This is a genomic window from Aquimonas voraii (genome assembly GCF_900101825.1).
Classification (GTDB): Bacteria; Pseudomonadota; Gammaproteobacteria; order Xanthomonadales; family Xanthomonadaceae; genus Aquimonas; species Aquimonas voraii.
Map to the genome: position 1 here is coordinate 68789 of NZ_FNAG01000013.1, position 22773 is coordinate 91561.

The following is a 22773-nucleotide window of genomic DNA, read 5'->3' on the forward strand; positions in this document are numbered from 1 at the left end:
CTCGCCGGGGATCCCATTCAAGTACAGCCCTCGCGCCGTGGCTATGGACCACACGCTTCGACCCTCGCCAGATGCTTTGTCCGCGACCATCGCAATCGGATTCCCGTCTTGCGGGTTGCGCAGGCTCGTGGCCCACGCACGCGGTGACCGGACGCGGGCGGAGCTTACACGTCCTCAAGCGCCTTGGGCCGGGATGGATCACGGCCGATTGCCTGTAGAGCATCAAGACGAGGCCGCGCACGGCGACATCGAAAGATGACTGCATCTCTGCCCTGCCTGGTTGGCAGGGACCGGAACTGAGATCGCCAAGACAAGGAACGCATCGAGCCGAACATGCCAGCGTGGTTCGGCGAGACAGGTCGCTACCCGAGCGTGTCTCCGCACCAAGCCCCATCGGGGCGGCAAAAGAAAACCCGCCAGCACAGGGGGAACTGCGCAAGGCGGGTTGAAGAGGTACTGCCCCGATACCGATGGATCTGCCAGTCACGAAGACTTTAGGAGTGCCAAGCAGAGGACACGGCTCTAACAGCCTGCGCCGACAGCGATTAAATAGTGGTTAAGCGTGGCTTGCGCCAACGTTAAACCACCACTCCGAGCACCATCGGGTAGCCGAAGTACGCCAGACGCGCATCGACCGATGCCCGTTGTTGGATCTCACCCCTTGCGCCTGCGCGCGCGCAGGCGCCGATCGATGTAGTCGATGATCTCACCTGCCACGTCCACGCCGGTGGCGGCTTCGATGCCTTCCAGGCCCGGCGAGGAGTTCACCTCCAGCACCAGTGGGCCGCGCTTCGAGCGCAGGAGATCGACGCCGGCCACGCCCAGCCCCATCACACGGGCCGCGCGGATTGCGATCTCGCGCTCTTCGTCACTCAGTTCGACGGCCTTGGCGGTGCCTCCACGATGCAGGTTGGAGCGGAATTCGCCGGGCTTGGCCTGGCGACGCATGGAAGCGACCACCCGGCTGCCCACCACGAAGCAGCGCAGGTCGGCGCCTTTCGCCTCGCTGATGAACTCCTGCACGATGAAGTTGGCGTACAGGCCGCGGAAGGCCTCGATCACGCTGCGCGAGGAGGACGCGCGCTCGGCGAGGATCACGCCGGTGCCCTGGGTGCCCTCGGTGAGCTTGATGACGTGCGGTGGTTTGCCGAGCATGGCCAGCAGGTCGGCGGTGTCGTCGGGGTTGTCGCCAAATACCGTCTTGGGCAAGCCGATGCCCTGCCGTGCCAGCAGCTGGTGGCAGTGCAGCTTGTCGCGGGCGCGCAGGATGGCCTCAGAGCCGTTCGGCGTGTAGGTGCCCATCATCTCGAATTGACGCAGCACCGCCGTGCCGTAGAAGGTCACCGAGGCGCCGATGCGCGGAATCACCGCATCGAAATCGGTGAGCTCCTTGCCCTTGTAGTGCATCTGGAAGTCGCCGGGTGCGATGCGCATGTAACAGCGCAGGGGGTCGAGCACGCGCACGCTGTGGCCGCGCACGCGCCCGGCCTCGACGATGCGCTGGGTGGAGTAGAGCTTGGAGTTGCGCGAGAGGATGGCGAGTTTCATCGGAGCCGGGAATCGGGAATCGGGAATCGGGAATCGGGAATCGGGAATCGATGGCAGCGTAACGAGCCCCCGGCCTGCGCGGGTTACAGCGCCGGGGATGGCAGGGTGTGCTTGCGCGCGGGGTCAACCAGGAAGCGCCCCGCAAGGGCGGTGCGACCCATCAGCATGGGGAACTTGAGTCCTCGGCGTGCCGCCAGGTTCACTTCGATCGGATAGCGGATGCCGGCGATGGCCAGCGTCGTGAGGATGAACACGCGCTCGGTCTCATGGCCGCCGGAGTCGCGCACCGCGCGGCGGTCGTGCACCGGCGCCTCGGCCTGCACGGGGAGCCGGGTGGCCGCGCCATCGAGATGCAGGGCGAATCGGACCCATTCGCGCTCTCCGCGCATGAAGCACTGCTGGCTGTCGACATGCAGGGACGAGCTGCGCGCGCCGGTATCGATCTTGGCTTCGATCGCCGGGATGGACAAGTCGGGGAGGGCGAGGGTCTCGCACCAGCCGAGCACGATGGGAAACGGATCGACCATGGCTCGGGCGGCGGCATCGGATGGAGCGGGTGATGGGAATCGAACCCACGTCGGCGGCTTGGGAAGCCGCTGCTTTACCATTAAGCTACACCCGCACTGCGGTGCGAAAGCTTAGCCCCGCTTGCCTCACGCAGGCAATGCCGCGAGAGGTGTCTCCGCGATGCGCCATGCGCCGCTTCACTCCCTGCTCCGACGTCCGAGCGCTCCATGATCCAGATCCAATTGAACGGCGAGGCGTGCGCGCTGCCTGCAGGCACCACCGTCGCCGCCCTGATCGAACAGCTCGGCCACGCCGGCCGCCGCGTCGCTGTCGAAGTCAATCGCGAGATCGTGCCGAAGAGCCGCCATGCCGAGCACACGCTGGCCGATGGCGATGTGGTCGAGCTGGTGCACGCGCTGGGCGGCGGCTGAAGCGATTCCGACGCAATCGCGGCCATCGTCGCGACAGCGCCTGCGGGTTCGGTCGATAATCCGGCGATGGACAGCGCAGCCCAGCCCGCCGCCGACCGGCTCAAGATCGGCACCCGCAGTTTTTCCTCCCGCCTGCTGACAGGCACCGGCAAGTTCCGCGACTTTGATGAGACCCGCCGCGCCAGCGAGGCCGCCGGCGCCGAAATCGTCACCGTCGCCATCCGCCGCACCAATCTCGGCCAGAATGCCGGCGAACCCAACCTGCTCGACTTCCTGCCGCCCGAGCGCTACACCCTGCTGCCCAACACCGCCGGCTGCTACAGCGCCGAGGATGCGGTGCGCACCTGCCGGCTGGCGCGCGAGCTGCTCGATGGCCACAACCTGGTCAAGCTCGAGGTGCTGGGCGACGAGAAGACCCTCTACCCGGACGTGGTGCAGACCCTGCGCGCCGCCGAAGTTCTGGTGCGCGACGGCTTCGAGGTGATGGTCTACACCAGCGACGACCCGATCGTCGCGCGCGAGCTTGAGAAGATCGGCTGCGTGGCGGTGATGCCACTGGCCGCGCCGATCGGCTCGGGGCTGGGCATCCAGAACCGCTACACCCTGCTGGAGATCATCGAGAGCCTCTCGGTGCCGGTGATCGTCGATGCCGGCGTGGGCACGGCCTCCGATGCCGCCATCGCGATGGAGCTCGGGTGCGACGGCGTGCTGATGAATACCGCGATCGCCGGCGCCAAGCACCCGGTGCTCATGGCCAGCGCGATGCGCAAGGCCGTCGAAGCCGGTCGCGAAGCCTTCCTGGCCGGACGCATTCCGCGCAAGCGCTACGCCAGCGCGTCCTCGCCGGTGGATGGGCTCTTCTTCTGATGAGCGCGCTGGAAGACAAGCCCGAACGCGTTCTTCCCGAGGCCGCCACCCGCGTGCTGCGCAGTTTCGTGCAGCGTGCCGGCCGGCTGACCCCGGCGCAGCAGCGCGCGCTCGACGAGCTCTGGCCGAGGTATGGCCTGGAGATCGCGCAAGGGCCGCTGGATGCCCCGACCCGGTTCGGCCGCACGGCGCCGCTGGTGCTGGAGATCGGCTTCGGCAACGGCGAAGCCCTGATCCACGGCGCCTTGCATTCGCCCGAGCGCGACTTCATCGGCATCGAGGTGCACAAGCCGGGCGTTGGCCGCGCCCTGAACGCCATCGAATCGAACGCGCTGCGAAATGTGCGCCTGTACGCGGAGGACGCCGTCGAGGTGCTCAAGCAGTGCATCGGCGAGGGCGCGCTCAGCGAGGTGCGGATCTATTTCCCCGACCCCTGGCACAAGAAGCGGCACGTCAAGCGGCGCCTGATCCAGCCCGGTTTCGTCGAGCTGCTGGCCAGCCGCATCGCGCCGGGCGGCCTGCTGCATCTCGCCACCGACTGGCAGCCCTATGCCGAGCAGATGTGGGAGGTGATGGACGCATCCGGCGCATTCCGCAACTCCGAAGGCCCCGGCGGCCACGTGCCGCGCCCGGACTGGCGCCCGGAGACCCACTTCGAGCGCCGTGGCCTGCGCCTGGGGCACGGGGTCTGGGATCTGCTCTACCGCCGGGTCTAGGTGCATGCCGGACCGTCCCATCGACACCCGAGCACAGCGCGCCGGCCGCTTGCCGCGGCGGAGCAGCTAGATGTTCGCCGGCCTCTCGCTCGATATGTGGCTGGTGTTGGGCCTGATGGCCTTCACCATGGGCATGTTCGTGTGGGAGCGCCTGCGCCAGGACGTCACCGCCCTGCTGGTGCTGGTTTGCCTGGGCCTGTTCGGGCTGGTGCCGGTGGAGCAGTTGTTCGATGGCTTCGCCGGCAATGCGGTGATCAGCGTCATCGCCACCATGATCCTGGGCGCGGGCTTGGATCGCACCGGCCTGCTGAACCGGGTCGCGGTGTGGCTGCTGCGCAAGTCGAAGGGCTACGAGGAACGCCTGGTGCTGCTGTCGAGCAGTGTGGCTGGCCTGGTGTCCGCGGTCATGCAGAACCCCTCGGTGACCGCGCTGTTCCTGCCGGTGGCGGCACGCCTGTCGGCGCGCACCGGCGTCTCTCTCGGCCGCCTGCTGATGCCGATCGCGGTCTGCGTGGTCATGGGCGGCGCGCTCACCATGGTCGGCAGCTCGCCGCTGATCCTCTTGAACGACCTGCTGGTGGCGGCCAACAGCAACCTGCCTTCGGGCGTGGCCTCGCTGTCACCGCTGCCGATCTTCGCGCCGCTGCCGATCGGGCTTGCCCTGCTGCTGATGGCGCTGGCCTTCTTCCGCCTGTTCGGCGCGCGCCTGCTTGGCCAGGGCGAGGACAAGGGCGTAGCACCCGGCCGCACCGACAGCTACTTTGCCCGCGCCTATGGCATCGAGGGCGACGTCTACGAATTGACGGTGACCTCCGACAGCCCGCTGGTCGGCATGTCGGTGCTGGAAGCCGAATCGATGCGTGGCGCGCCGCTGCTGCTGGCGCTGAAGAGCGGCAACGAGGCGCGGCTGGCTCCGCCCGCCGACGAGATGATCTGGGTCGGCAGCGTGCTCGGTGTGATGGGCCCGCGCGAGCAGGTCGCCGACTACGCCCAGAACAATCTGCTGCGCCTGCAAGCGCGCCTGCGCAACTTCGCCGACCTGTTCAACCCCAGCCGCGCAGGCATTTCAGAAGCGGTGATTCCGCCCAACTCGCAGCTGATCGGACAGACGCTCGAGGATCTGCACCTGCGCAAGCGCTTCGGCATCAGCGTGCTGGCGATCAACCGCGGCAACGAGGTCTATCGCGAAGCGATCCGGCGTACTTCGCTGCGTGCCGGCGACCTTCTGGTGTTCCACAGCTTCTGGCGCGACCTCGCGCTGGCCGCCAGCAGCCGTGACTTCGTGGTGGTGACCGACTATCCGAAGGACGAGCAGCGCCCGCACAAACTCTGGCACGCCCTGGCTTGCTTCGGACTGGCCCTGGCGCTGGCCCTGTCCAGCGAAGTCGCGGTGCCGGTGGCGCTGATGACGGGTGCGGTCGGCATGCTGCTGCTCGGCGTCATCAACATGGACGAGGCCTATGCCTCGGTGAACTGGAAAACCGTGTTCATCATGGCTTGCCTGATCCCGCTGGGCTGGGCGGTGGACAGCTCCGGGGTGGCCAACTTCGTCGCCAGCCAGACCCTGGAGCACTTCGGCCACCTGCCCGGCTGGGCCTTGCTCGGCGTGCTGGGGCTCATCACCACGGCGATGGCGATGGTCATCAGCAACGTCGGCGCCACCGTGATCATGGTGCCGATGGCAATCAACATCGCGATCTCGACGGGCGCGGCACCGATCCAGTTCGCCGTGGTGGTGGCGCTGTCGGCGTCGAACAATTTCCTGACCGGCTCGAACCCGGTGCTGGCGATGGTCAGCGGCGCCGCCGGCTACCGCGTGCGCGACCTGCTCAAGGTCGGCCTGCCCCTGTCCCTGCTCTACCTCGGCCTGGTGCTGGGCATGAGCTATCTGGTGTTCTGAGCGCGCGGCTCAGAGCGTGTAAAAAAAACCCAGACGCCGTAGCGAGGGCGCCTCTGGGTGTTCGTGGCAAAGCGCGGTACGTGAATTCAAGGGAGTTTGGCGAGCTGGTGACCGCGGAATTCGCTTAGCGCGCTGCCGCCACGGGCGGCCAGAGGCGGCCGCAGTCGGCGGATGGTTCTCACATGCTCTCAGCGGCGATCGCGCGACAGCCCGGCCTTGGTCAGCGCGTCGAGATAGGCGGCAAAGCGCTGCTCCTGCTCGCGCCCCAGTTCGAACAGGGTGGTCCAACTGTAGATGCCGGTCTCATGCCCATCATCGAAGCGCAACAGCACGCCGTAGTGGCCCACCGGCTCGATCGCGCGGATACCGACCTCGCGCTTGCCCGCCACCAACACCTTCTGACCCGGCCCATGGCCCTGCACTTCGGCCGAGGGCGACTCCACGCGCAGGTACTCGCAGGTCAGATGGAAGCGGCTGCCGTCCTCGAAGGCCACTTCGAGGATGCGCGAACGCTGGTGCAGGACGATGTCGGTGGGCGCGGGCGTGGTGCTCATGGGCTTGGGATCGAAGTCCGGGCGAGGGATCGGTGGGACGGCTTGAGCGCGCGCAGCAGCAGCCAGGGCAGGGCCAGCCAGATCAGCAGGCGGAAGCCCCAGCGCGCCGGCGCAGGCAGCGCCTGCGCATCGAAGCGCTCGTAGTAGCGGCGCCAGCCGCGGTGCTTCTGCCAGGCCACCCACAGCGGACGGCGACGGCTGCTGGTGCCCTTCAGGTGGGTGATCCGCAGGCCCGGCGCGAACAGCACGCGCAGCTCCTGCTGGCGCAGGCGGCGGCACAGGTCGAGGTCCTCGAAGTGCAGGCGGTAGCCTTCATCGAAACCGCCGACTGCCTCGAACGAAGCACGCGGCAGCAGCATGAGCGCACCGGAGATCGCCTCGACCTCCCGGGGCGCGCCCGCATCCGGCGGCGGCTCGATCGCCGCGCGGCCCCGGCGCAGGCCCTCCAGCAGGCGAGCCGGCGTCGGATCGCGGCGATGCGAGGCCGCCTGCGCGCTGCCGTCGGCCTCAAGCAGCTGTGCGCCCAGCACCCCCAGACGTCCCTCGCCGTTGGCTTGCCCTGCGAGAGCCAGCAAGGTCGCAAGATCCTGTGGCCCCGGAAAGCAGTCGGGATTGAGGAAAAGCAGCCATTCGCCGTGGGCCAGTGCTGCCGCCTGGTTGCAGGCCACCGCGAAGCCTGGGTTGTCGGCATTGCGGATCAAACGGTCGAGCCGCGGATGCGCCGCCGGCGGCACGGCTGAGCCGTTGTCGACGACGATGACTTCCAAAGCCACGCCCTCCTGCACCGCCAGCGCTTCCAGGCAACGCGGCAAGACGTCGGCGCTGTCGTGGCTGACGATCAGCACCGACAGCAGCGGCGCGCGCGGGCTCAAGGCGCACCCAGCCAGTGTTCGCGACGCTCGCGGGCGACCTCCAGGGCCAGCGGCCAGGCCGGCAGCGCGGCGGCAAACTCTTGGACATAGCCGCGCCAGAGCGCGGCCCCCGCCTGCGCGTCGATCCCCTCAGGCCACTCGGCGAAGCGCGCCGGCGCGCCATCGAGCAGGGCGCGGCCGTTGGCTTCGATCAGGCTGGCGAGATCGGTCGCGAGATGCGCGGGCGCGACGGGCCGATCATGCAGGGCGAGGCGCAGACCGGCGACCACACGCGCACGCTGCGCCCGCAGATGTGCCTGCAGATGCCCGGCGAGTTCCGCGTCGGACCCGGCGGCGTGTTCTTCGAGGCTCGCGCAGACCGCGCGCAGGCGCGCCAGCGGGTCCTCGCTGCGCAGCCGGGGCGAGAGCTCGTGCAGCTGATCGGTCAGCACCTGCGCCAGCGCCGGCGTGGCGGGTGTGCTGGCAAGTTCCGAACGTTCCGGCGCCGCCGGGCGCCGATGTCCCACCGCCATCGGCAGCTCAACCTGCAGGCTGTTGCTCTGCAGAGCCTTCAGCAGGGCCGAGAACACCCCATCCTCGCCGCGACCGCGCGGCGGCACGGCGGGCAGCAGGCGGCTGCCATCGAGCATGAAGGGCGACAGGCCGTGCGAGCGGAGGCAGCGGTAGCGGCGCGCCACCTGTACCACCGCAGGACGGCGCAAACATTCGCGGTAGCGCTGCGGGTCCGCGAGCAGGGCTGGGCGCGCGGCCGCTGGCAGCGCCAGCAGCCAGATCAGGCTCAGCGAGGAGGCGTCACCGCGATGGCCATGCACGCTGGCCAGCACCCGCGCATCGGCCTTGAACGCGGGCAGTTGCGCAGGCGCAAGGCCCTGCAGCTGTGCGGAATCGAGGCGCATCGGTGCCTGCCGCAGCAGATGCGCGAGCGGCTGGCCGCAGACCTCGGCGTGGGCGGCGAAGGGATCGATCTCGCCCTCGCTTCCCCAGTCCAGCGCGCTATCGAGATCGTCCAGCACCTGTGGTGGGTCGGGCTGGTCGACGAGGTCGAGCCCTTGGCCGGAAGCGGGGTGCCAGCGCAGCGGGAACAGGTGATCGTCATCCAGCATGGCGTAGCGCTGGCCGGCGCCGAGCAGCTGGATCCAATTGAGGCTGATGCCATAGTCGCCGTGGAAGCCCGGCGCCGCCGCACCTTCACCGAGCAGGACTCGCAGGCCCGAGGCCCGCTCCGGCAGAGCCCGGCAGAGTTCATCGAGCCAGGCCTGCTGGCGGGTCCGGTCGACGTGGACGCTGTGGCAACCGGTCGCCGCGCTGAAGGCTTCGAGCGTGTCGCGGTTGCGCTGCACGGTCTCTGCATCTCGGCTGCGATCGACCAGCAGATAGCGCAGGCCGCTGCGCCAGCGCAGTTCGTGCTCGCGTAGCGTCGCGAACAGGGCGGCGAGCTGGGGCGCGCGCTCGCAGGTGCGGACGATGACGGTACGCAGAGGCGGCGGCGCGGGCGTGTCGGCGGCCTGCAAGGCATCGAGCCAAGACTCGGCGCTGACCAGGGCGCCCTGCCGGGCAAGATCCTCGAGCACGCCGCGCACGGCCACCTCATGGCCCTGCAGACCCGAGACACTCGCGCACACGCGCTGCACATGCAGATCCATCGGCGCGAACGCGGCGCACAGCTCCAGGGCCTGTGCGACTTGGACGGTCACGATACGGCTGCGGCCGGTATCGCGTTCGCTGAGCAGGATCTGCCCGTCACCAAGCGCCAGCGCCCGCGTCGGCACCGCCGCGAACAGCGGTGCCGCCGACGGGCTCGGGGTCGGTCCAAGGCGCAGGCCGTAGCTGCCCCAGCTCACCCCGCCGCTCCAGCCGCCCGCAGCGCGGCGCGCAGCGCTTCGACCTCGCGCTCCAGTTCCTGGATGCGATGGCCAGCCGCCATGTTCTTGCGGATCTCGTGGTGGTAGTGGGCGTAGACGCTTTCTTCCGCGTCACCAAACAGATGCGTGGCGGGCAGCACAGGCAGCGGCTGCAGCGCGCAGGCGGCGATGTAGTACATCGGCGGATAGGCCATTCCCTCGCTCAAGCCGCCCTCGCGACTGAGTGTGGCCGCGGCCGGCCCGCCCTCGTCCGCATCCAGCGCCCACAGCGCCGACTGGAACAGCAGCTTCTGCGCGTACAGGCGACGGTGCGGGAAGATCCCGGCCAGCAGGGCCTCGAACTCCTCGCGGTAGAGCTCACGCACATGGTGTTCGTTGTGGAACTGCGGAATGTCGGTGTAGTTGCGCTTGTCCGGGGTCGACACCAGCAGCAGGCCGCCGGGGGCCAGCAGGCGGCGGAAGCCCTGCAGCATGGTTTCCTGGGCGTGCAGGTGCTCCAGCGTTTCGAAGCTCAGGATCAGGTCGAAGCTGGCGGCGGGCAGGTGCTCCAGCGCGGTCACGTCGGCCTGCTCGAAGCGCAGGTTCGGCTGGGCGTAGCGGGCACGCGCATGGGCGATGGCCTGTGCCGACACGTCGAGCCCCAGCACGGAGGCCGCACCGGCCACGACCAGAGCCGAGCCGTAGCCCTCGCCACAGGCGGCATCGAGCACGCGCTTGCCGCGCGCCAGCGGCTGCGCGAAGGCGTAGCGGTGGTAGTGCTCGTACCAGATCTCACGCACGCATTCCGGCGTGAAGCGTTCGCCGGTGAATTCCAGCGCCGGCGTCGATTCGCTCATCGCGGACAACCTCGGATGGGTTATTGGAACAACTGACCCTGCAGCCCAGTGGCGTCGGGCTGACCGGCGGCCAGCGCGGCATAGCGCTCGACCACGCGCAGGCGCAGGGGTTTGATCGGGTCCGCCATGATGAACTCGGCAACGCGGCGGTTGTAGTCGGGGTAGCGGTTCAGGAGCCGCATGAGGTTGCCACCGCCGGGCGCCAGGCCTTCGAGGCTGAATGAGGCGCCGCCCTCATGGCCCACGAACGCGTCGGCGCAGAGCACATTGCGCCAGCCGTGGCCTTCGGCGCGCAGGCAAAAATCGTTCTCCTCGCCGTAGCCGCGGCCGAAGGTCTCGGCATCGAAAGCGCCGATGCGGTCCAGGCAGGTGCGGCGGATGGCCATGCAGAAGCCGACGCCGGTCGGCAGGTCGAGGTATTCGTCACGACAGGCGTCGAGGCAGGCGCGCGCCCAGCGGTCGGGATCGTCGGGCAGCGGCGCAGGTCGGCACAGGTGCGGCAGCGAGCAGATCTCGGCGTTGTTCGACCAGGGCGTGGCGGTGGCGATGCGCGCATCCGCGGCGAAGCAGGCGCGCAGACGCTCAAGCCAGCCCTGACCCGGCAACGTGTCGCTGTTGAGCAAGACCACATCGTCCGCGCCGGTCTCGGCGAAGGCGGCGTTGACGTTGCCGACGAAGCCCAGGTTGCGCTCACGCCGCAGCACGCGCGCCTCGAAGGGCAGCGTGCCCGGCAGGCTCTGCAGATAGGCCGAGACTTCGGGCTCGGGCGAGGCGTCATCGCAGAACAGCACGCGCTCTCCCGCGCCCAGCGTACGCCGCAGCCCTTCGACCAGACGCTGCAGCGCGGGCAATGCGCGATAGACCGGCACGATGACCTGCATGGCGCGCGCGCTCATGGCTGGGCTCCCGCCTGCAGCCAGCGGTGCGGCAGGCGCACGCAGCCGAGCTCGCGGCTGGCGCCACGCAGGGTGAAGGCGCGCTCCACGGTGTCGAACACGCGCAGGCCCTCCGGGTCCATGGCGTGCAGGCGCAGCACGTAGCTGCCGGGCAGCAGGGCGGAGGGATCGATCTCCAGCGCGTAGCGCGTGCGACTGCCGCCCAGCGGCTCGCCGCGCACGCCTTCGATCTCGGCGACCTGGCCGTACAGCGCGGTGCCATCGGCGCGGATCACGCCGAAGCTGAACTGCGGGCTGCGGCCATCCGGACTGTGCAGCTCGGCCTCGACGCGCAGCGACGCACCTTCCGCGAGCAGGCGCGCACCTTCGTCCTCGCTGTCGTTGATGGCCACGCGGACCAAGCGGTACTCGCTGCCGGCATAGGCAGCATCCAGCTCCGGCCCGCGCTCGGCGGCGCTCTTGCGCTCGTGGTAGGCGAGGTAGTCCTGGGTCACGTCGAACACGTCGCCGTAAGCCTGCACCCTGCCCTCGCGCAGCCACAGCGCGTGCTTGCAGAGCTTCTGGATGTGGTAGGTCGAATGCGAGACCAGCAGGAGCGTTCCGCCGTGTTCGAGATAGTCCTCGATCCAGCGGATGCACTTGCGCTGGAAACTCTCGTCGCCGACGGCCAACACCTCGTCGGTGATGAGCAGCTGCGGGCGCACCGTGGCGATGATGGCGAAGCCCAGGCGCACCACCATGCCGGAGGAGTAGTGCTTGACCGGCTCGTCGAGGTAGCGGCCGATGTCGGCGAAGGCTTCGATCTCCGGCGTGCGCGCCTCGATCTCACGACGCGACCAGCCCATCAGGCCGGCAGCGATACCGATATTCTCGCGGCCGGTGCGCTCCAGCTCGAAGCCGGCACCGAGTTCCAACAGGGCACCCACGGTCGCGTTGAGCTGCACCCTGCCCTCGCTGGGCGTCAGCACGCCGGCGATGAGTTTCAGCAAGGTCGACTTGCCGGCGCCGTTCTCGCCGATGATGCCCAGCGACTCGCCGGGCCGGATCTCGAAGCCGATGTCGCGCAGCACCGGCGTGCGCGCGATCGGTCGCCCGACCAGCGCACGCAGCAGGGCCGAGGCGCGCGCGCGCGGGCTTGCATCGACCGGCCAGCTTTTGCCCAGCCCCTCGACCCGCAGCAGGGGCGCGCTCATTCGAACTCCTCGAGGTGAGGACGCAGGCGACGGAACACCAGCCAGCCCAGCAGAGGGATGAGTGCAGCGCCTATCCAGGTCGCCACTGCGCTGCCCGGCAGGGCTGCAAGGCCGGGCAGCAGTGCGCGCTGCGCATCGACGATGCCGGTGACCGGATTGATGGCGAGCCATTGGGCGAGGCCGCCGGGCACTGTCTCGGGCGCGTAGATGATCGGCGTCAGGAAGAACCACAGGGTGATCAGCAGCCCGATGGTCTGCGCCAGGTCGCGGATGAAGACCTGTACCGCGGCAAGGGCCAGAGCGAGTCCTGCGGCCATGGCCAGAAGCGGCAGCCAGTGCAGCATCGCTAGCGGCAGTCGGCTCCAGTCCAGCGCCGGGCCGAACAGCACAAGCATCAACAGGACGAGCAGGTAGCCCAGGCCGTGCAGGAGGAACGCGGTGCTGACCGCCGCGAGTACGGGAACCGCGCGTGGCACCGCGACCTTGCCGGCGAGCCCGCTGTGGTCGGTGATCGCCGTGCAACCGCGGGTCACGGCCTCGGAGAACGCGAACCACGGCCAGAAGCCGAGTGCAAGAAATACCAGATAGACGTCGCCCTCAAGGCCCGGGACGCGGGCTTTGAGGATGTGTACGAACACCAGGTTGAACACCGCGAGCTGCAGCAGTGGCGCCAACACCGCCCACGCGACACCCAGCAGATTGCCCGCGAAGCGCTGGCGCAGATCCTGGCGAACAAACAGCCGGAACAGTGCCGCCCCCTGCGACGCGGCGTCTCGCTGCGCGCTCAAGCCCATCTCACAACGGATCAGGGCGTTTCGGTCGCGTCTTCTGCCGCTTCCTCGGGCGGCTCACTACCGTCGACGGCCGGCGGCAGGATGCCCTCGGCGGCCTTCGCATAGCGCGTCCGCAGCTGGGCGACCACGGGCTGCTTCGCTTCCATCGGAATGGCGACGAAGCTTGTCAGGAAGCGGGTTTTCTCGCCCTCGATATAGGTGTTGCGCTGCTGCGCGATGAGGTCGGGTGCCGCTTCTTCGTAGCTGATCTGCGTTGGCTCGACGCGGTCGCGCAGACGCACAACGTGCAAGCCGTAGACGGTTTCGATCACGGGAGCGACCTCACCCACCTTGGTCAAGGCAAACACAGCTTCCTCGAAGGGACGTTCCATCATGCCCGGCACCACGTCCTGGAGCAGGCCTTGGCCGGCGGCCGACGAAGCGGAGGCTTCATCGCTGAACTTCCTGAAGATCGGCTCGAATTCGGCCGCGGGGACCAGCAGCGCCTGCCGCGCTTCCTCGGCCAGGGCACGGGCGGCTTCCTCTCCACGCTGAGAGGTGCGGATCAGGATGTGTTCCAGGGTCAGGCGCGGCGGCGTGCGGAAGCGATGCGGCGCCGCGAGGTAGATCTCGCGGGCCAGCACCTCGAAATCCGGCAAAGCCGCTTGCAGGGCGTCCTCGTTGAGGCTGCGCGCGCGGCGCGCGAGCACTTCTTCCTCGGCGTGACGGCGCTGCAGCTCGAAATAGGGCTCCTGATCCGCACCCTGTTCGCGGGCGCGTGCGGCGAGCTGCTTGTTGAGCAGGAGCCGCTCGACAAGTTCTTCGATCCGCTTGGGGTTGTCCAGAAAGCCCGCTCGCAAGTGCTTGGGCAGGGCCATCACCTGGGCGTCGACCTCATCAAGCGTGACCGCTTGTCCACCGCGCGAGGCAACCACGATGGTGGCAGGGTCGGGCGACTCCTCTGCCGCGCTGACGGGAAGTACCGCGAGAACGAAGAAGAGTGCGAGGACGGCGACGGAGGCAGGCAGAGAGATTGATCGCATGGGGGGTGATCCAGAGGACGAGTCTGCGACGACGCAGAGATCAGGTATGGGAACCCGGGCAGGACAGGCCGGAAGACTCCCACACAGAGCCGGAGTGGTCGCCGGAATTCTAGCGTTGGTCAACTGGGGAGTTTAGCGCGCTTGCTCTGGATGAAGAGGCTCCAGCAGCGCAGACGTCCGACCAGAGCTTTCTGCGCGCACTGCTGGTGCCGCGCAAACAAGAAGCCCCGACGGGACAGTCGGGGCTTCTTGTTCCAAAGCAGGCCTTGGCTGAGGCCTTACTGGACGATTCCTCCATGCGCGACGGTCACGTTGCTTTCGCAGCGCGTCAAGCCTCCGTTGCAGGAATTCAGGGTGGGCGCGATGGCCGGATCCGAGAACCCTGTAGCCGCGGGGTTGGCGTGGATGATGTTGAGCCAGTAGTCACCTGCAGGCAGGCGGCAGGCACCGGCGGCGGACTGCGTGGAGAAGGTGATCGAGCCCTCGAACAAGAGGCCGCGCGAGCAGCGCTGGAAAACGTCGGCCCCGGTCGCACTGAACGGCCGCAGGTCACCCGCGCAGGGACTCAGGCTGAAGAAGACGTTGCCAGCACGCGGCTCGAAGTAGTTGATCGCGAACCTGCCGGTTGCCTGATACGTCGTCAAGCGGAGGAAGGCGTTGTCGGGCAGAGTGATGGGCACCGCCAGGTACATGCCGGCGGAAGGCGGTGACGTCGAAGAATCCCGCGTCACGGAGTACGAGCCGACCGGCATCTGGAAGGATGGCGTCTGCGGGTAGTTGAAGCCATTGAAGATCTGCGCCCAAGTCCGCACGTGCTCCGTGAAACCCTGAGGACGGATCAGGGGGTTGGACGGCAAGGTGCAGGCGCCCGGATTGGGTCCCGCAGGCGCGGACAGCCTGAAAGTGCGCTGGAAGGTCTCAGGCGCGCCAAAAGCGTTGTAGCAGCGCAGGCCCAAGGTGACGTCCCGGGTTTCTCCCGCTGGCACCGTGGCGCTGATGCTGACATTGCTGGTTCCGCTGCCGGCGGGCACCGAAGTCCAGCCCTGGACTGTCGCCGTGGCACCGCTGACGCTGGGAAGGCAGACATCAGCCGTCCCCGTCACGCTGCGGGTGATGGTGAACTGCTGGCCGGAGGTTGCGGCATACACGGTCGTGCTGTCCTGAACGAAGCTCAGGTTGGTCGTGAAGCTGACCTGGGGAACCTGTCCGGACACTTGGGTGCCCACGTTGACACAGCGGGTCGGGTTGGCTTCCTGGAAGACGCAGGTGGCCTGAACGCTGCCGTCAGGGGCGACTTGCACGGAATCGGCGGGGTTCAAGGGGATGGGAGGATGTTCCGAGCCCCGGAAGGTGAGCGTCGGACTTTCAACGGCAAAGGTCGGCGCGGAAACGCCGAACAAAACAGACATGAAAAACGGAATAGGCAAGAGTCTCATGGGAGTCCGCTGTGGGTGGTGGCAGGCAGGTGCTACGGGTGCAGTGCTCAAAGATCAAGCCGGGCACTTGAACTTCCGCTGACTGCAAGAAGGGGCCCCGGAGGGCCCCTTCTCTTGTTGCTGACCGATTGACTGCTGGCCTTAGTTGGCCGACACAGCGCGCCAGATCGGGTTGGTGCCGTCCAGGCTGACGTCGACGCCAGCGCTCAGGCGGTCCGCACGGTGGTTGTGGACCACCGAGTAGTTCGCCAGCACGCCCGGGGCAGCGCCGCCCACGAAGTTGGCAGCCCAGAAGCCAGCGACCGGCAGACCCACCAGGGCGTTCGGCTGCTGCGGGGTGCCGGTGCTCGGCACGGCGATCGGCAGGAAGTTCTGGATACCGCCGGTGTTGGCCTGGTTGCCCAGACCGATGCGGGCCCAGCCTTCGGAGAACGCAGCACCGGTAGCGATGTTGCGCGCGTAGTACGAACCGAACACGTCGGAGCGGGCGCCGCCGGTCAGGTAGTCACCGATGTCCGTCTGGTTGAAGGTCACGATCTGAGCCTCGAAGCACAGGGACGGGCCAGCAACGGTCGGGGTGGTCGGACGCGGCGAGAAGTTCGTGCCGCCCGGCGGGGTGGTCGGCTCACGCTCTTCGCGATCCCAGAAGCGGATGGAGATCGGCTCGCAGGCGCCGCCATTGCGGATGTCGTAGGCCTGACGGAACGGCAGGCGGGTGACCGGATCCGCCGACTGGATGTGCAGACGCTTGGTCGGGAAGGTGATCACCCACTCCGAGCTCGAAACGCCGTTGACGGTGTTGAACTCGTTGTAGATCTCGTTGTGCATGAACACAGCCGAGACCGCCTTCAGACCAGCGTTGGCGCCGGTGAAGGGGAACTGGACCAGGGTGCCGTTGTTGAAGACGATGGCGGTGGCGTTGCCGGTGTCATCGGTCTGGGCCTGGGCCAGAGTCGGCGAGGTGCTGCCCGGCTCGAAGTGCAGGTTCAGGGTAGCAGACTGGAAGAAGCCTTCGATCGCCGTGGCGTTGTAGCTGATGTTGGTGCCGTTCGCCGCATTGACGATCTCGGCGCCGCCGAACAGGCCGCCGTTCGGGGGCAGCACGCCGAGGTCACCGTTGGTGGCGGTCCACTGGCCGGTTTCACCCCAAGCCGCGTCGAGCGCGGCGCAGTTGGCCGGGATGCCCGCCGAGTTGTGCTTGGCGAAGCTGGCGAACTGGGTGGCAGCCGCGGTGCCGGCGTTGTTGACAACGCCCATCTCGATGATTTCGATGTGGCCTTCGCGGGTACGGCTCAGGTTGAACGGACCGTCGGTCTTGGCGCCGGTCGTGGTCTCGAAGCGGGCGTACTCGAAGTTCACGAAGTCAACGCCGGCGGCCGGGATGGCCGGCACGGTGCAGGACTTGTCGTTGGTGATCAGGCGGGCCGGCGGAGCAGCGGCCGGATCGGTGCCCTCAGCGCCCGAGGAGATCACGGCGCCAGTCCACACGTCCCACGGCGACAGGTACAGGTTGAAGTCGAGGACTTCGTTCGAGTTGCGGCCTTCCAGGAAGCGGACCTTGACGGCCTTGGTCTGGTCGGTGGTGTTGACGACCGAGATCAGGGTGTTGTTGCCCTTGTTCACGGTGTAGTACGGGTAGATCAGGACCTGGCCCAGACCGTCGGCGTTGACGTTGACGGCGTTGGAGACGCTCACCAGACCGGCGACGCCCACGATACCTGCGACCACGGCGGTGGTCAGAGAACTCTTTTTCATCACAACACTCCTAAATTCAACCACAGGGCTTTTTGTGCTTTTGCCAACCGACCAACCGCACGCCATGACGGCGGTGTTCCACCCGCCTTACATGGGCGAGGTTAGACAAGAGCGCTGGCAGTCTGACACATCGATACAGGCCGTGCAATCCCCGCCAAGCCCAGACAAAACGCGGGTTTCAGGCCACACGCGCTGCGCCGGCCCCCACCGGATGAGACCCGGAAGTCTGGCGGCGAACGCGTGGCAAGGGCTGCAGGATGTCAGCCCGTCACCTCTTCCGGAACGTGGTACCAGGTGCCGCCCGACTTGATCCAGCGCTCGGTCAGGAAGTTGTACGACTCCAGGTCGCCCACACCCAGCTGGCGCGAGCGCACCCGAAAATGCACCTTGATCACGACCGCGCAGAACTCGCCCGGCCGCTCACAGGTATGCGATTGGTATTCCGCGCGCAGCCAGCTGACCGGGCGATTGGACATGGTCTGCACGTACGCGCTGCGATCACGGGTCGAGCGGTACCCGGGGCTCAGGTACTCCCAAGCCTGGTCCGGGCGCTTGGCGATCAGATGCTCCCAGCGCTCGATCGGCCGGGTGGAGAGCTGCTCCTCGTCGGAGGCCACTGCTGCGGGCTTGCCACCGCCGCTCGCGGCGCAGGCGGCGAGGAGCGGGAGCAACAGGAGCAGGAGAATGTGCTTCAGGTGCATCGGTATTCCTCTTCTTCGGCTTCTTGTTTTCGTCTTTGGAACCGCCCCGGCCGCTCAGGGCTGGGCGGCGGGCGTGTCGTTGATCACGCGCAGGGGCTGCATCCCCCGGAACTGGCGCATGTACTGATCAGTCACCCGTCGCGCATCCTCGGGGTTACTCACCACGCGCGGGGTGATGAGCACAATCAATTCTCGACGGTTACTGGTCCGTGACTGCTCACCGAAAAGACCACCGAGCAATGGAATTCGGCTCAAGAACGGCAGGCCGGCCTTGGTGCGGCCTCCCTCCTCGCTGATCAACCCTCCAAGGATCAGGGTCTCGCCCGACTGGATCGCTACCTCGGTAGATACCGTCTTGTTGTTGACCGTCGGGTTTGCAGCGCCATCGGCGAAGACCGGAGTGCTGTCGTCCTGCTCAATCTCCATAAATACCAGCCCCCCGGGGTTGACCCGCGGGGTGACAGTCAGGGTCGTACCCGTCTGCAGGAATTGGGTGAACGAGTTGGTGGTGCCTACGCCAGTCCCCGTGCCTGGCAGGCCGCCAATCGATACGCTCTGAACCGGGACCTGCGCACCAACATTGATGGTAGCGCTCTTGTTGTTGAGCACCATCAGCGACGGCGCCGAGATAACTTGGGTTCGCGACACACTGTCGAGCATCGCGATGGTCGCCACCGCGTCACGACCGACGAAGGTCCAGCTGGTCTGCAGCGGCGCATCGGCCGAGGCACGAGCGATCGATCCGGCAATGCTTGAGAAGCTGTTGCGGCCGGCAGCGACACTGCGCAGACCCTCATTCGTGATGGCATTCTCAAGAAACCAACTGACGCCATAGCGCAACTGGTCCGTGAGGCTTACCTCGACCACCTTCGCCTCGATATGCACCTGCAGCGGGATCTGGTCCAAACGCTCGATCACCCGGCGGATCGATTCCCACTGCTGGCTGGTGGCCTTGACCAGCAGCTGGTTGTTCTCCTCGATCGCGGAGACTCGGACGTTCTCTTCCGAGCCCAGCGCGATGCCGCCGGCGGCGTCCACGACCGGTCCCGAGATGCCCGTGGCGCCCGGGATTCCGGAGCCGCCAGACGCGCCGCCCGAGCCACTGAAGGCGACGGGGTTGGCGTCGACTGCCGCGGGCTGCGCATTGTTGTCGAAGCGCGGCTGCTCGCCCCGACCCAGGGTGCTGGCGCGCACGGGGTCCAGGCCAGGTGCCACGGCTCCCGACTGACTCGCGCGGGGCTGCCGCGGCTGGCCGCCGAAAATCTCGCCGAGTGTGCCGGCGAGATCCGTGGCCTTGACGTTCTTGACGTCATACACATAGAGGCGCGAGCCGCTCTGCGTGCCGCCGGCGTCGAGGCGCTCGATCCACTCCTGCACCTGGGCCAGATACTTCGGCTGCGGTGTGATGACGATGATCGAGTTGACGCCTTCCAGGGCGATGAAGCGGAACATGCCCGACAGTGGGGTGCCCGCGCCTTCGCCGAAGACCTTCTCAAGCTCGGTCACCACCTTGGCGGCTTCGGCCTGCTCCAGACGGTAGGTGCCGACCGACATGCCGGCCAGCCAGTCGACGTCGAAGATCTCGACCGTCTGCTGGTAGTTGGCGAGTTCGGCAGCAGTGCCGGCCAGCACCAGCATGTTGCGTGCCGGGTCGACGTTGATGATGCCTTCGGGCTTGGCGTAGGGCTTCAGCAGTTTCTCCATCTCGACCGCCGAGATGTACTGCAGGGGCACCGCGCGCACTTCGTAGCCGCGGGCGCTGGCCGCGGGGCCGGTGCGCGGCGTCAGGTTGCCGGGCAGGGCCTGCGACACCGGCAGGATGGTGTAACGGCCGTCCTGCCAGACCGCGGTGGCGTTGTTCCAGCGCAGCAGCATCTCGAGGATGGACAGCGCCTGATCACCACGCAGCGGCTTGGCGGTGGAGAAGGTCACCGTGCCCTGCACGCCCGGGGCGATGACGTAGTTCTCCTGCAGGAAGTCGCCAAGGATGGCCTTGACCACCGCATGCAGGGACTCACCCTCGAAATTGAAGGTCACCTCACCCGTGGCGCCCGCACCCGCCGGTCCGCGGCTGGCGAGGTCACGGTTGATGAAACTGCCGCTGCCAAGGCGGACTGCCTTGTCGCCCTCCGAGGCCTCCCCGATGGCGTGCTCGCCGGACGTCGCAGCATCCGTATCCGGACTGTCGGACGGGAGCACATCCTGCGCGGCAGCCAGGCTGGGCTGCGGGCGAGACTCCAGCGGCGCGTAGCGACCGCCCGTGCTGGCACAGCCGCTCAGGAAGACGAGGCTCGCGCAGGCGAGCAGACCGATGATGCGTTGGCTCACGCGTGTGACTCCTGCAACGGGGGCGACAGTGACAGCCCCGGGCTTGGGGAGGGCGACAGAACGCCCATCCCGGCGAAGGTTCCCGCCTGGGGCGGGCGGATTATTGGCGGGCACGCTCTGCCTCCTCGCGCATCTGCCGGCGACGCTCCTCGATACGACGGCGGATCATCTCGGCACGAGCCTCGGGAGTGTCCACGGCCGCCTGCGACTGGCCGTCTGCGCCGACGACCGGAGCCGACCCGTCCTGTGCCGCTGTCGCCTGGGGCGCCGGGACATCGATCGGCGTCGGCGGTTGTCCACCGGTTCCGTCGAACACGCGAAGTTCGAACGACTTGCGCCCACCGCCGCCCTCGAACACGGCGCCGCGCGGCGCCAGTTCAACCAGGGTCCAACCGGCCAGCTCGGCCTGCAGCGCCTGACCGAGGGTCACCGTCTGGCTCTTGCCGGAGGGCGTGTGTTGGACGATGGCGATCTGCCTGTCGCCGCTCTTTATGACGCTGGTGAGGATGAACTCAGGCGCTGGCGGAGGGGCCTCGACGACCGCGTTCGCATCAGGCGCGTTGACCGCCGGCAGCGGCCTGCGGTCGAAGTTGAACAGCGGACGATCGCCAATGGCGGCGTAGCTGCCGACGCCCTCAAGGCTGCTGACCGCTTGTTCGAGGTTGATCGCCGGCAGCGGAGCCACCAGCGAGGGATCATCAGGCAGGGTGCCGTAGCGGCCACCAAGACCGGCTGCGCCGAGCACAGCGAAACCTGTGCTCCAAGCCGCCACGGCAGCGAGCGCCGAGGTCAGCAGGATCTGCGATCGGCTGGCCATCAGCGCCCTCCCTTTGGCCGCAGGTAGCCGTGCACATTGAACGAGACGTCCACATAGCCCTGGAAGACCTCGCCGCCAGGATGCGGGGGAATGCGTCGGGCGATGATGTTGAGCTCCGACAGGAACAGCTGCGGGCTGCCGCTTTCCAGTTCGTGGAGCACCGGATACAGATGTTCCAGCTCGCAGCGCAGGCGCACCTGGATGGTGACGCGCTCGAAGCTCTCGGCCTGCTGGCCGCGCATCGGCTGGCTGTTGATGACGAGGCAGCGCTCGGGCTGGCCTTGGCGTTCAACCGCACTCTGGATGCGCATGATCAGAGCAGGCGCCGCCAAGTCGAAGCTGGCTTCGGTAAGGAAGCCCGGATTGCCAGCCTCGAAGGCGCGAACCTCGGCGAGCCGGGCCTCGATCTCCGCGCGCTGGGAGGCGTTGGCGCGCAGGCGCTGCTCCTGTTCGCGCTGCTCGATGAAGCTCGCCCGGGCCTCGAGAAATGGCTCGACGAACCACCAGTGCACGAACAGCAGGTAGAACAGGCCGAGCACCAGGCCGAGCAGGCCCAAGGCCAGCCAGCGGCTTTGCTTGGGTGTCAGGTTGGCGGGGGTCATGGCTCGGCCTTGGGGTCGGGCCCGTAGCTGGCGTTGATGGTGAACATGTCGCGGGCGACGCGCACCTCGGGCTGCACGCCACCGCTCAGCGCGGCGTCCTTCAGCACAACGGATTTCTGCAGTTCAGCCACCAGCTTGAGCGCCTGCGAGCTGTAGCCGCTGAGGCTGACCTGGTTGCCGCTGACCGACAGGCGCGTAAGAAAGGTATCGTCGGGTAGACGCTGGGTGAGCTCGTCGAGCAGAAGCACCATCGAGGCTTGGGTCTGCTTCTGCACGGCGAGGAAATTGGCGGCGGTGGCCGACTCCTCCAGTTGGGCGCGCAGTGCCCCGACCTCGCGGGCGCGCTCGCGCTGCGCCTGCACCAGCTCTTCCATCTCAGCCACGGCAGCCTGGCGGTTGCCGACAACCTGACCCAAGCCAAAGAACACCAGCATGATGCTGGCGCACAGCAGGCCGAGCTGGATCAGCGGCTGGGTCCGCGGCTGCGAGGCGCGGCGCTCGGCCGGCAGCAGGTTCACGCCAAGGCGCTGCCCGTGGGCATCGATCACGTCCACCGCGGCCAGTCGTTCGGCGAGGCCGGCAAGGCCTGCCACCGCCTCCTCCAGCACGGGCCGCGTCACGACAATCAGTTCCACCTGGGCCTGCTTCGCACCGGCATCCTGGCGCAGCACGCGGCTGGCGAAGTAGACCTGCTCAGGCTTGAAGGGCGTCTGCCGGTCGAGCTCGAAGCCGAGCACGGCATCAAGGTTCTCGAGTGCGGCGACCGGCAGGGACAGCACGCGGCGCAGCACTCGCGCGACCGGCAGGCCGAGGATCAGAGGGAGCGCCCGCAGGTTGTCATCGACATCCGCGGCGAAACGCTGCCCCCAGGCGTCGCGCTCGCCATCGAGTTGAAGGAGGGGGCTGCGCTGGCCGGCTCGCTCAAGCTCAAGGCTCAGCCCGTCGCCATGGGCGGAAAGGAGCAGGCACGCCTGCTCGACGGCCAGGGCCTCGCGCCAGCGGGGCGGCAGGAAGGACAGCAGCTCGCCCGTCCACCAGCGCCAGAACTGCGGCAGCGGTGTCTGGGCCAGGCGCGACCGCAGTCGCGCAAGCAGCGGGTTGAAGGCATCCGCCAGTGTCATGCGCCAGCTTCGAAT

Annotated in this window: 21 protein-coding genes and 1 tRNA gene; 4 read left to right on the top strand and 18 right to left on the bottom strand. The window is 67.7% G+C overall.

Annotation, left to right across the window (positions count from 1 at the left end; genetic code table 11):
- Positions 1-654: 654 nt before the first annotated feature.
- The 3 genes from rimK to BLP83_RS15555 form a co-directional block, all read right to left on the bottom strand.
- Positions 655-1548, bottom strand: coding sequence for a 30S ribosomal protein S6--L-glutamate ligase (rimK, locus tag BLP83_RS15545; protein WP_091244865.1), 894 nt, complete (start codon positions 1546-1548; stop codon positions 655-657).
- An 83-nt stretch (positions 1549-1631) separates the two neighbouring features.
- Positions 1632-2075, bottom strand: coding sequence for an ATP-dependent zinc protease family protein (locus tag BLP83_RS15550; RefSeq protein ID WP_091244868.1), 444 nt, complete (start codon positions 2073-2075; stop codon positions 1632-1634).
- A 21-nt stretch (positions 2076-2096) separates the two neighbouring features.
- Positions 2097-2170: transfer RNA gene (locus tag BLP83_RS15555), tRNA-Gly, on the bottom strand.
- 115 nt (positions 2171-2285) lie between these two features.
- Here BLP83_RS15555 and thiS point away from each other — a divergent pair.
- The 4 genes from thiS to BLP83_RS15575 all read left to right on the top strand — a co-directional run bounded on the left by thiS (position 2286) and on the right by BLP83_RS15575 (position 5969).
- Positions 2286-2486 carry a sulfur carrier protein ThiS gene (thiS, locus tag BLP83_RS15560; RefSeq protein ID WP_218121263.1) on the top strand — a complete coding sequence of 67 codons (201 nt, stop codon included), beginning with the start codon at positions 2286-2288 and terminating at the stop codon, positions 2484-2486.
- A gap of 66 nt (positions 2487-2552) precedes the next feature.
- Positions 2553-3353: a thiazole synthase gene (locus BLP83_RS15565; RefSeq protein ID WP_091244874.1), complete on the top strand. Its 801-nt coding sequence runs from the start codon at positions 2553-2555 to the stop codon at positions 3351-3353.
- Positions 3353-4069 carry a tRNA (guanosine(46)-N7)-methyltransferase TrmB gene (gene trmB, locus BLP83_RS15570; RefSeq protein WP_091244876.1) on the top strand — a complete coding sequence of 239 codons (717 nt, stop codon included), beginning with the start codon at positions 3353-3355 and terminating at the stop codon, positions 4067-4069. Before BLP83_RS15565 ends, trmB begins: the two co-directional genes overlap by 1 nt.
- A gap of 70 nt (positions 4070-4139) precedes the next feature.
- Positions 4140-5969, top strand: a complete 1830-nt coding sequence (locus tag BLP83_RS15575) for an SLC13 family permease (protein ID WP_091244879.1) — start codon at positions 4140-4142, stop codon at positions 5967-5969.
- 188 nt (positions 5970-6157) lie between these two features.
- Here the strand turns inward: BLP83_RS15575 and BLP83_RS15580 are convergent, their stop codons facing one another.
- The 15 genes from BLP83_RS15580 to BLP83_RS15650 form a co-directional block, all read right to left on the bottom strand.
- Positions 6158-6523 (bottom strand): gamma-butyrobetaine hydroxylase family protein, encoded by a 366-nt coding sequence (locus BLP83_RS15580; protein WP_091244882.1) that lies wholly within the window; start codon positions 6521-6523, stop codon positions 6158-6160.
- Positions 6520-7395, bottom strand: coding sequence for a glycosyltransferase family 2 protein (locus tag BLP83_RS15585; protein ID WP_176764229.1), 876 nt, complete (start codon positions 7393-7395; stop codon positions 6520-6522). Before BLP83_RS15585 ends, BLP83_RS15580 begins: the two co-directional genes overlap by 4 nt.
- Entirely contained in the window at positions 7392-9236 is a 1845-nt protein-coding gene (locus BLP83_RS15590) for a hypothetical protein (protein WP_091244890.1), read from the bottom strand. The genes BLP83_RS15585 and BLP83_RS15590 overlap by 4 nt, the downstream gene beginning before the upstream one ends.
- Positions 9233-10093, bottom strand: a complete 861-nt coding sequence (locus tag BLP83_RS15595) for a class I SAM-dependent methyltransferase (protein WP_091244893.1) — start codon at positions 10091-10093, stop codon at positions 9233-9235. Before BLP83_RS15595 ends, BLP83_RS15590 begins: the two co-directional genes overlap by 4 nt.
- Before the next feature lie 20 nt (positions 10094-10113).
- Positions 10114-10989, bottom strand: a complete 876-nt coding sequence (locus BLP83_RS15600; protein ID WP_091244897.1) for a glycosyltransferase family 2 protein — start codon at positions 10987-10989, stop codon at positions 10114-10116.
- Positions 10986-12182 (bottom strand): ABC transporter ATP-binding protein, encoded by a 1197-nt coding sequence (locus BLP83_RS15605; protein WP_091244900.1) that lies wholly within the window; start codon positions 12180-12182, stop codon positions 10986-10988. Before BLP83_RS15605 ends, BLP83_RS15600 begins: the two co-directional genes overlap by 4 nt.
- On the bottom strand, positions 12179-12970 hold the full coding sequence (locus BLP83_RS15610) for an ABC transporter permease (RefSeq protein WP_176764230.1): 792 nt from the start codon (positions 12968-12970) through the stop codon (positions 12179-12181). The genes BLP83_RS15605 and BLP83_RS15610 overlap by 4 nt, the downstream gene beginning before the upstream one ends.
- Positions 12971-12987: 17 nt before the next feature.
- Entirely contained in the window at positions 12988-13998 is a 1011-nt protein-coding gene (locus BLP83_RS15615) for a peptidylprolyl isomerase (protein WP_091244908.1), read from the bottom strand.
- Between the two features lie 278 nt (positions 13999-14276).
- Positions 14277-15434 (bottom strand): hypothetical protein, encoded by a 1158-nt coding sequence (locus BLP83_RS15620; RefSeq protein WP_143006723.1) that lies wholly within the window; start codon positions 15432-15434, stop codon positions 14277-14279.
- Positions 15435-15575: 141 nt separating this feature from the next.
- Positions 15576-17189, bottom strand: coding sequence for a hypothetical protein (locus BLP83_RS15625; protein ID WP_091244916.1), 1614 nt, complete (start codon positions 17187-17189; stop codon positions 15576-15578).
- Between the two features lie 260 nt (positions 17190-17449).
- A complete protein-coding gene (locus BLP83_RS15630) occupies positions 17450-17890 on the bottom strand; it encodes a hypothetical protein (protein ID WP_091244920.1) in 441 nt (146 codons plus the stop codon).
- A 54-nt stretch (positions 17891-17944) separates the two neighbouring features.
- Positions 17945-20218, bottom strand: a complete 2274-nt coding sequence (gene gspD / locus BLP83_RS15635) for a type II secretion system secretin GspD (protein WP_176764231.1) — start codon at positions 20216-20218, stop codon at positions 17945-17947.
- Positions 20219-20318: 100 nt separating this feature from the next.
- Complete coding sequence (locus tag BLP83_RS15640) at positions 20319-21035, bottom strand: hypothetical protein (RefSeq protein ID WP_091244925.1); 717 nt, start codon at positions 21033-21035, stop codon at positions 20319-20321.
- Positions 21035-21637 (bottom strand): type II secretion system protein GspM, encoded by a 603-nt coding sequence (gene gspM, locus BLP83_RS15645; RefSeq protein ID WP_091244928.1) that lies wholly within the window; start codon positions 21635-21637, stop codon positions 21035-21037. The genes BLP83_RS15640 and gspM overlap by 1 nt, the downstream gene beginning before the upstream one ends.
- Positions 21634-22758, bottom strand: coding sequence for a PilN domain-containing protein (locus BLP83_RS15650; protein WP_091244932.1), 1125 nt, complete (start codon positions 22756-22758; stop codon positions 21634-21636). Before BLP83_RS15650 ends, gspM begins: the two co-directional genes overlap by 4 nt.
- Positions 22759-22773: the final 15 nt, after the last annotated feature.

What these genes read in the sequence shown, in the direction of transcription:
- BLP83_RS15550 (WP_091244868.1), bottom strand. Translation starts at nt 2,075, where the DNA reads ATGGTCGATCCGTTTCCCATCGTGCTCGGCTGGTGCGAGACCCTCGCC.
- BLP83_RS15580 (WP_091244882.1), bottom strand. Translation starts at nt 6,523, where the DNA reads ATGAGCACCACGCCCGCGCCCACCGACATCGTCCTGCACCAGCGTTCG.
- trmB (WP_091244876.1), top strand. Translation starts at nt 3,353, where the DNA reads ATGAGCGCGCTGGAAGACAAGCCCGAACGCGTTCTTCCCGAGGCCGCC.
- BLP83_RS15620 (WP_143006723.1), bottom strand. Translation starts at nt 15,434, where the DNA reads ATGAGACTCTTGCCTATTCCGTTTTTCATGTCTGTTTTGTTCGGCGTT.
- BLP83_RS15625 (WP_091244916.1), bottom strand. Translation starts at nt 17,189, where the DNA reads ATGAAAAAGAGTTCTCTGACCACCGCCGTGGTCGCAGGTATCGTGGGC.
- gspM (WP_091244928.1), bottom strand. Translation starts at nt 21,637, where the DNA reads ATGACCCCCGCCAACCTGACACCCAAGCAAAGCCGCTGGCTGGCCTTG.
- BLP83_RS15630 (WP_091244920.1), bottom strand. Translation starts at nt 17,890, where the DNA reads ATGCACCTGAAGCACATTCTCCTGCTCCTGTTGCTCCCGCTCCTCGCC.
- BLP83_RS15600 (WP_091244897.1), bottom strand. Translation starts at nt 10,989, where the DNA reads ATGAGCGCGCGCGCCATGCAGGTCATCGTGCCGGTCTATCGCGCATTG.
- BLP83_RS15605 (WP_091244900.1), bottom strand. Translation starts at nt 12,182, where the DNA reads ATGAGCGCGCCCCTGCTGCGGGTCGAGGGGCTGGGCAAAAGCTGGCCG.
- BLP83_RS15575 (WP_091244879.1), top strand. Translation starts at nt 4,140, where the DNA reads ATGTTCGCCGGCCTCTCGCTCGATATGTGGCTGGTGTTGGGCCTGATG.
- BLP83_RS15615 (WP_091244908.1), bottom strand. Translation starts at nt 13,998, where the DNA reads ATGCGATCAATCTCTCTGCCTGCCTCCGTCGCCGTCCTCGCACTCTTC.
- rimK (WP_091244865.1), bottom strand. Translation starts at nt 1,548, where the DNA reads ATGAAACTCGCCATCCTCTCGCGCAACTCCAAGCTCTACTCCACCCAG.
- BLP83_RS15565 (WP_091244874.1), top strand. Translation starts at nt 2,553, where the DNA reads ATGGACAGCGCAGCCCAGCCCGCCGCCGACCGGCTCAAGATCGGCACC.
- BLP83_RS15650 (WP_091244932.1), bottom strand. Translation starts at nt 22,758, where the DNA reads ATGACACTGGCGGATGCCTTCAACCCGCTGCTTGCGCGACTGCGGTCG.
- BLP83_RS15640 (WP_091244925.1), bottom strand. Translation starts at nt 21,035, where the DNA reads ATGGCCAGCCGATCGCAGATCCTGCTGACCTCGGCGCTCGCTGCCGTG.
- BLP83_RS15595 (WP_091244893.1), bottom strand. Translation starts at nt 10,093, where the DNA reads ATGAGCGAATCGACGCCGGCGCTGGAATTCACCGGCGAACGCTTCACG.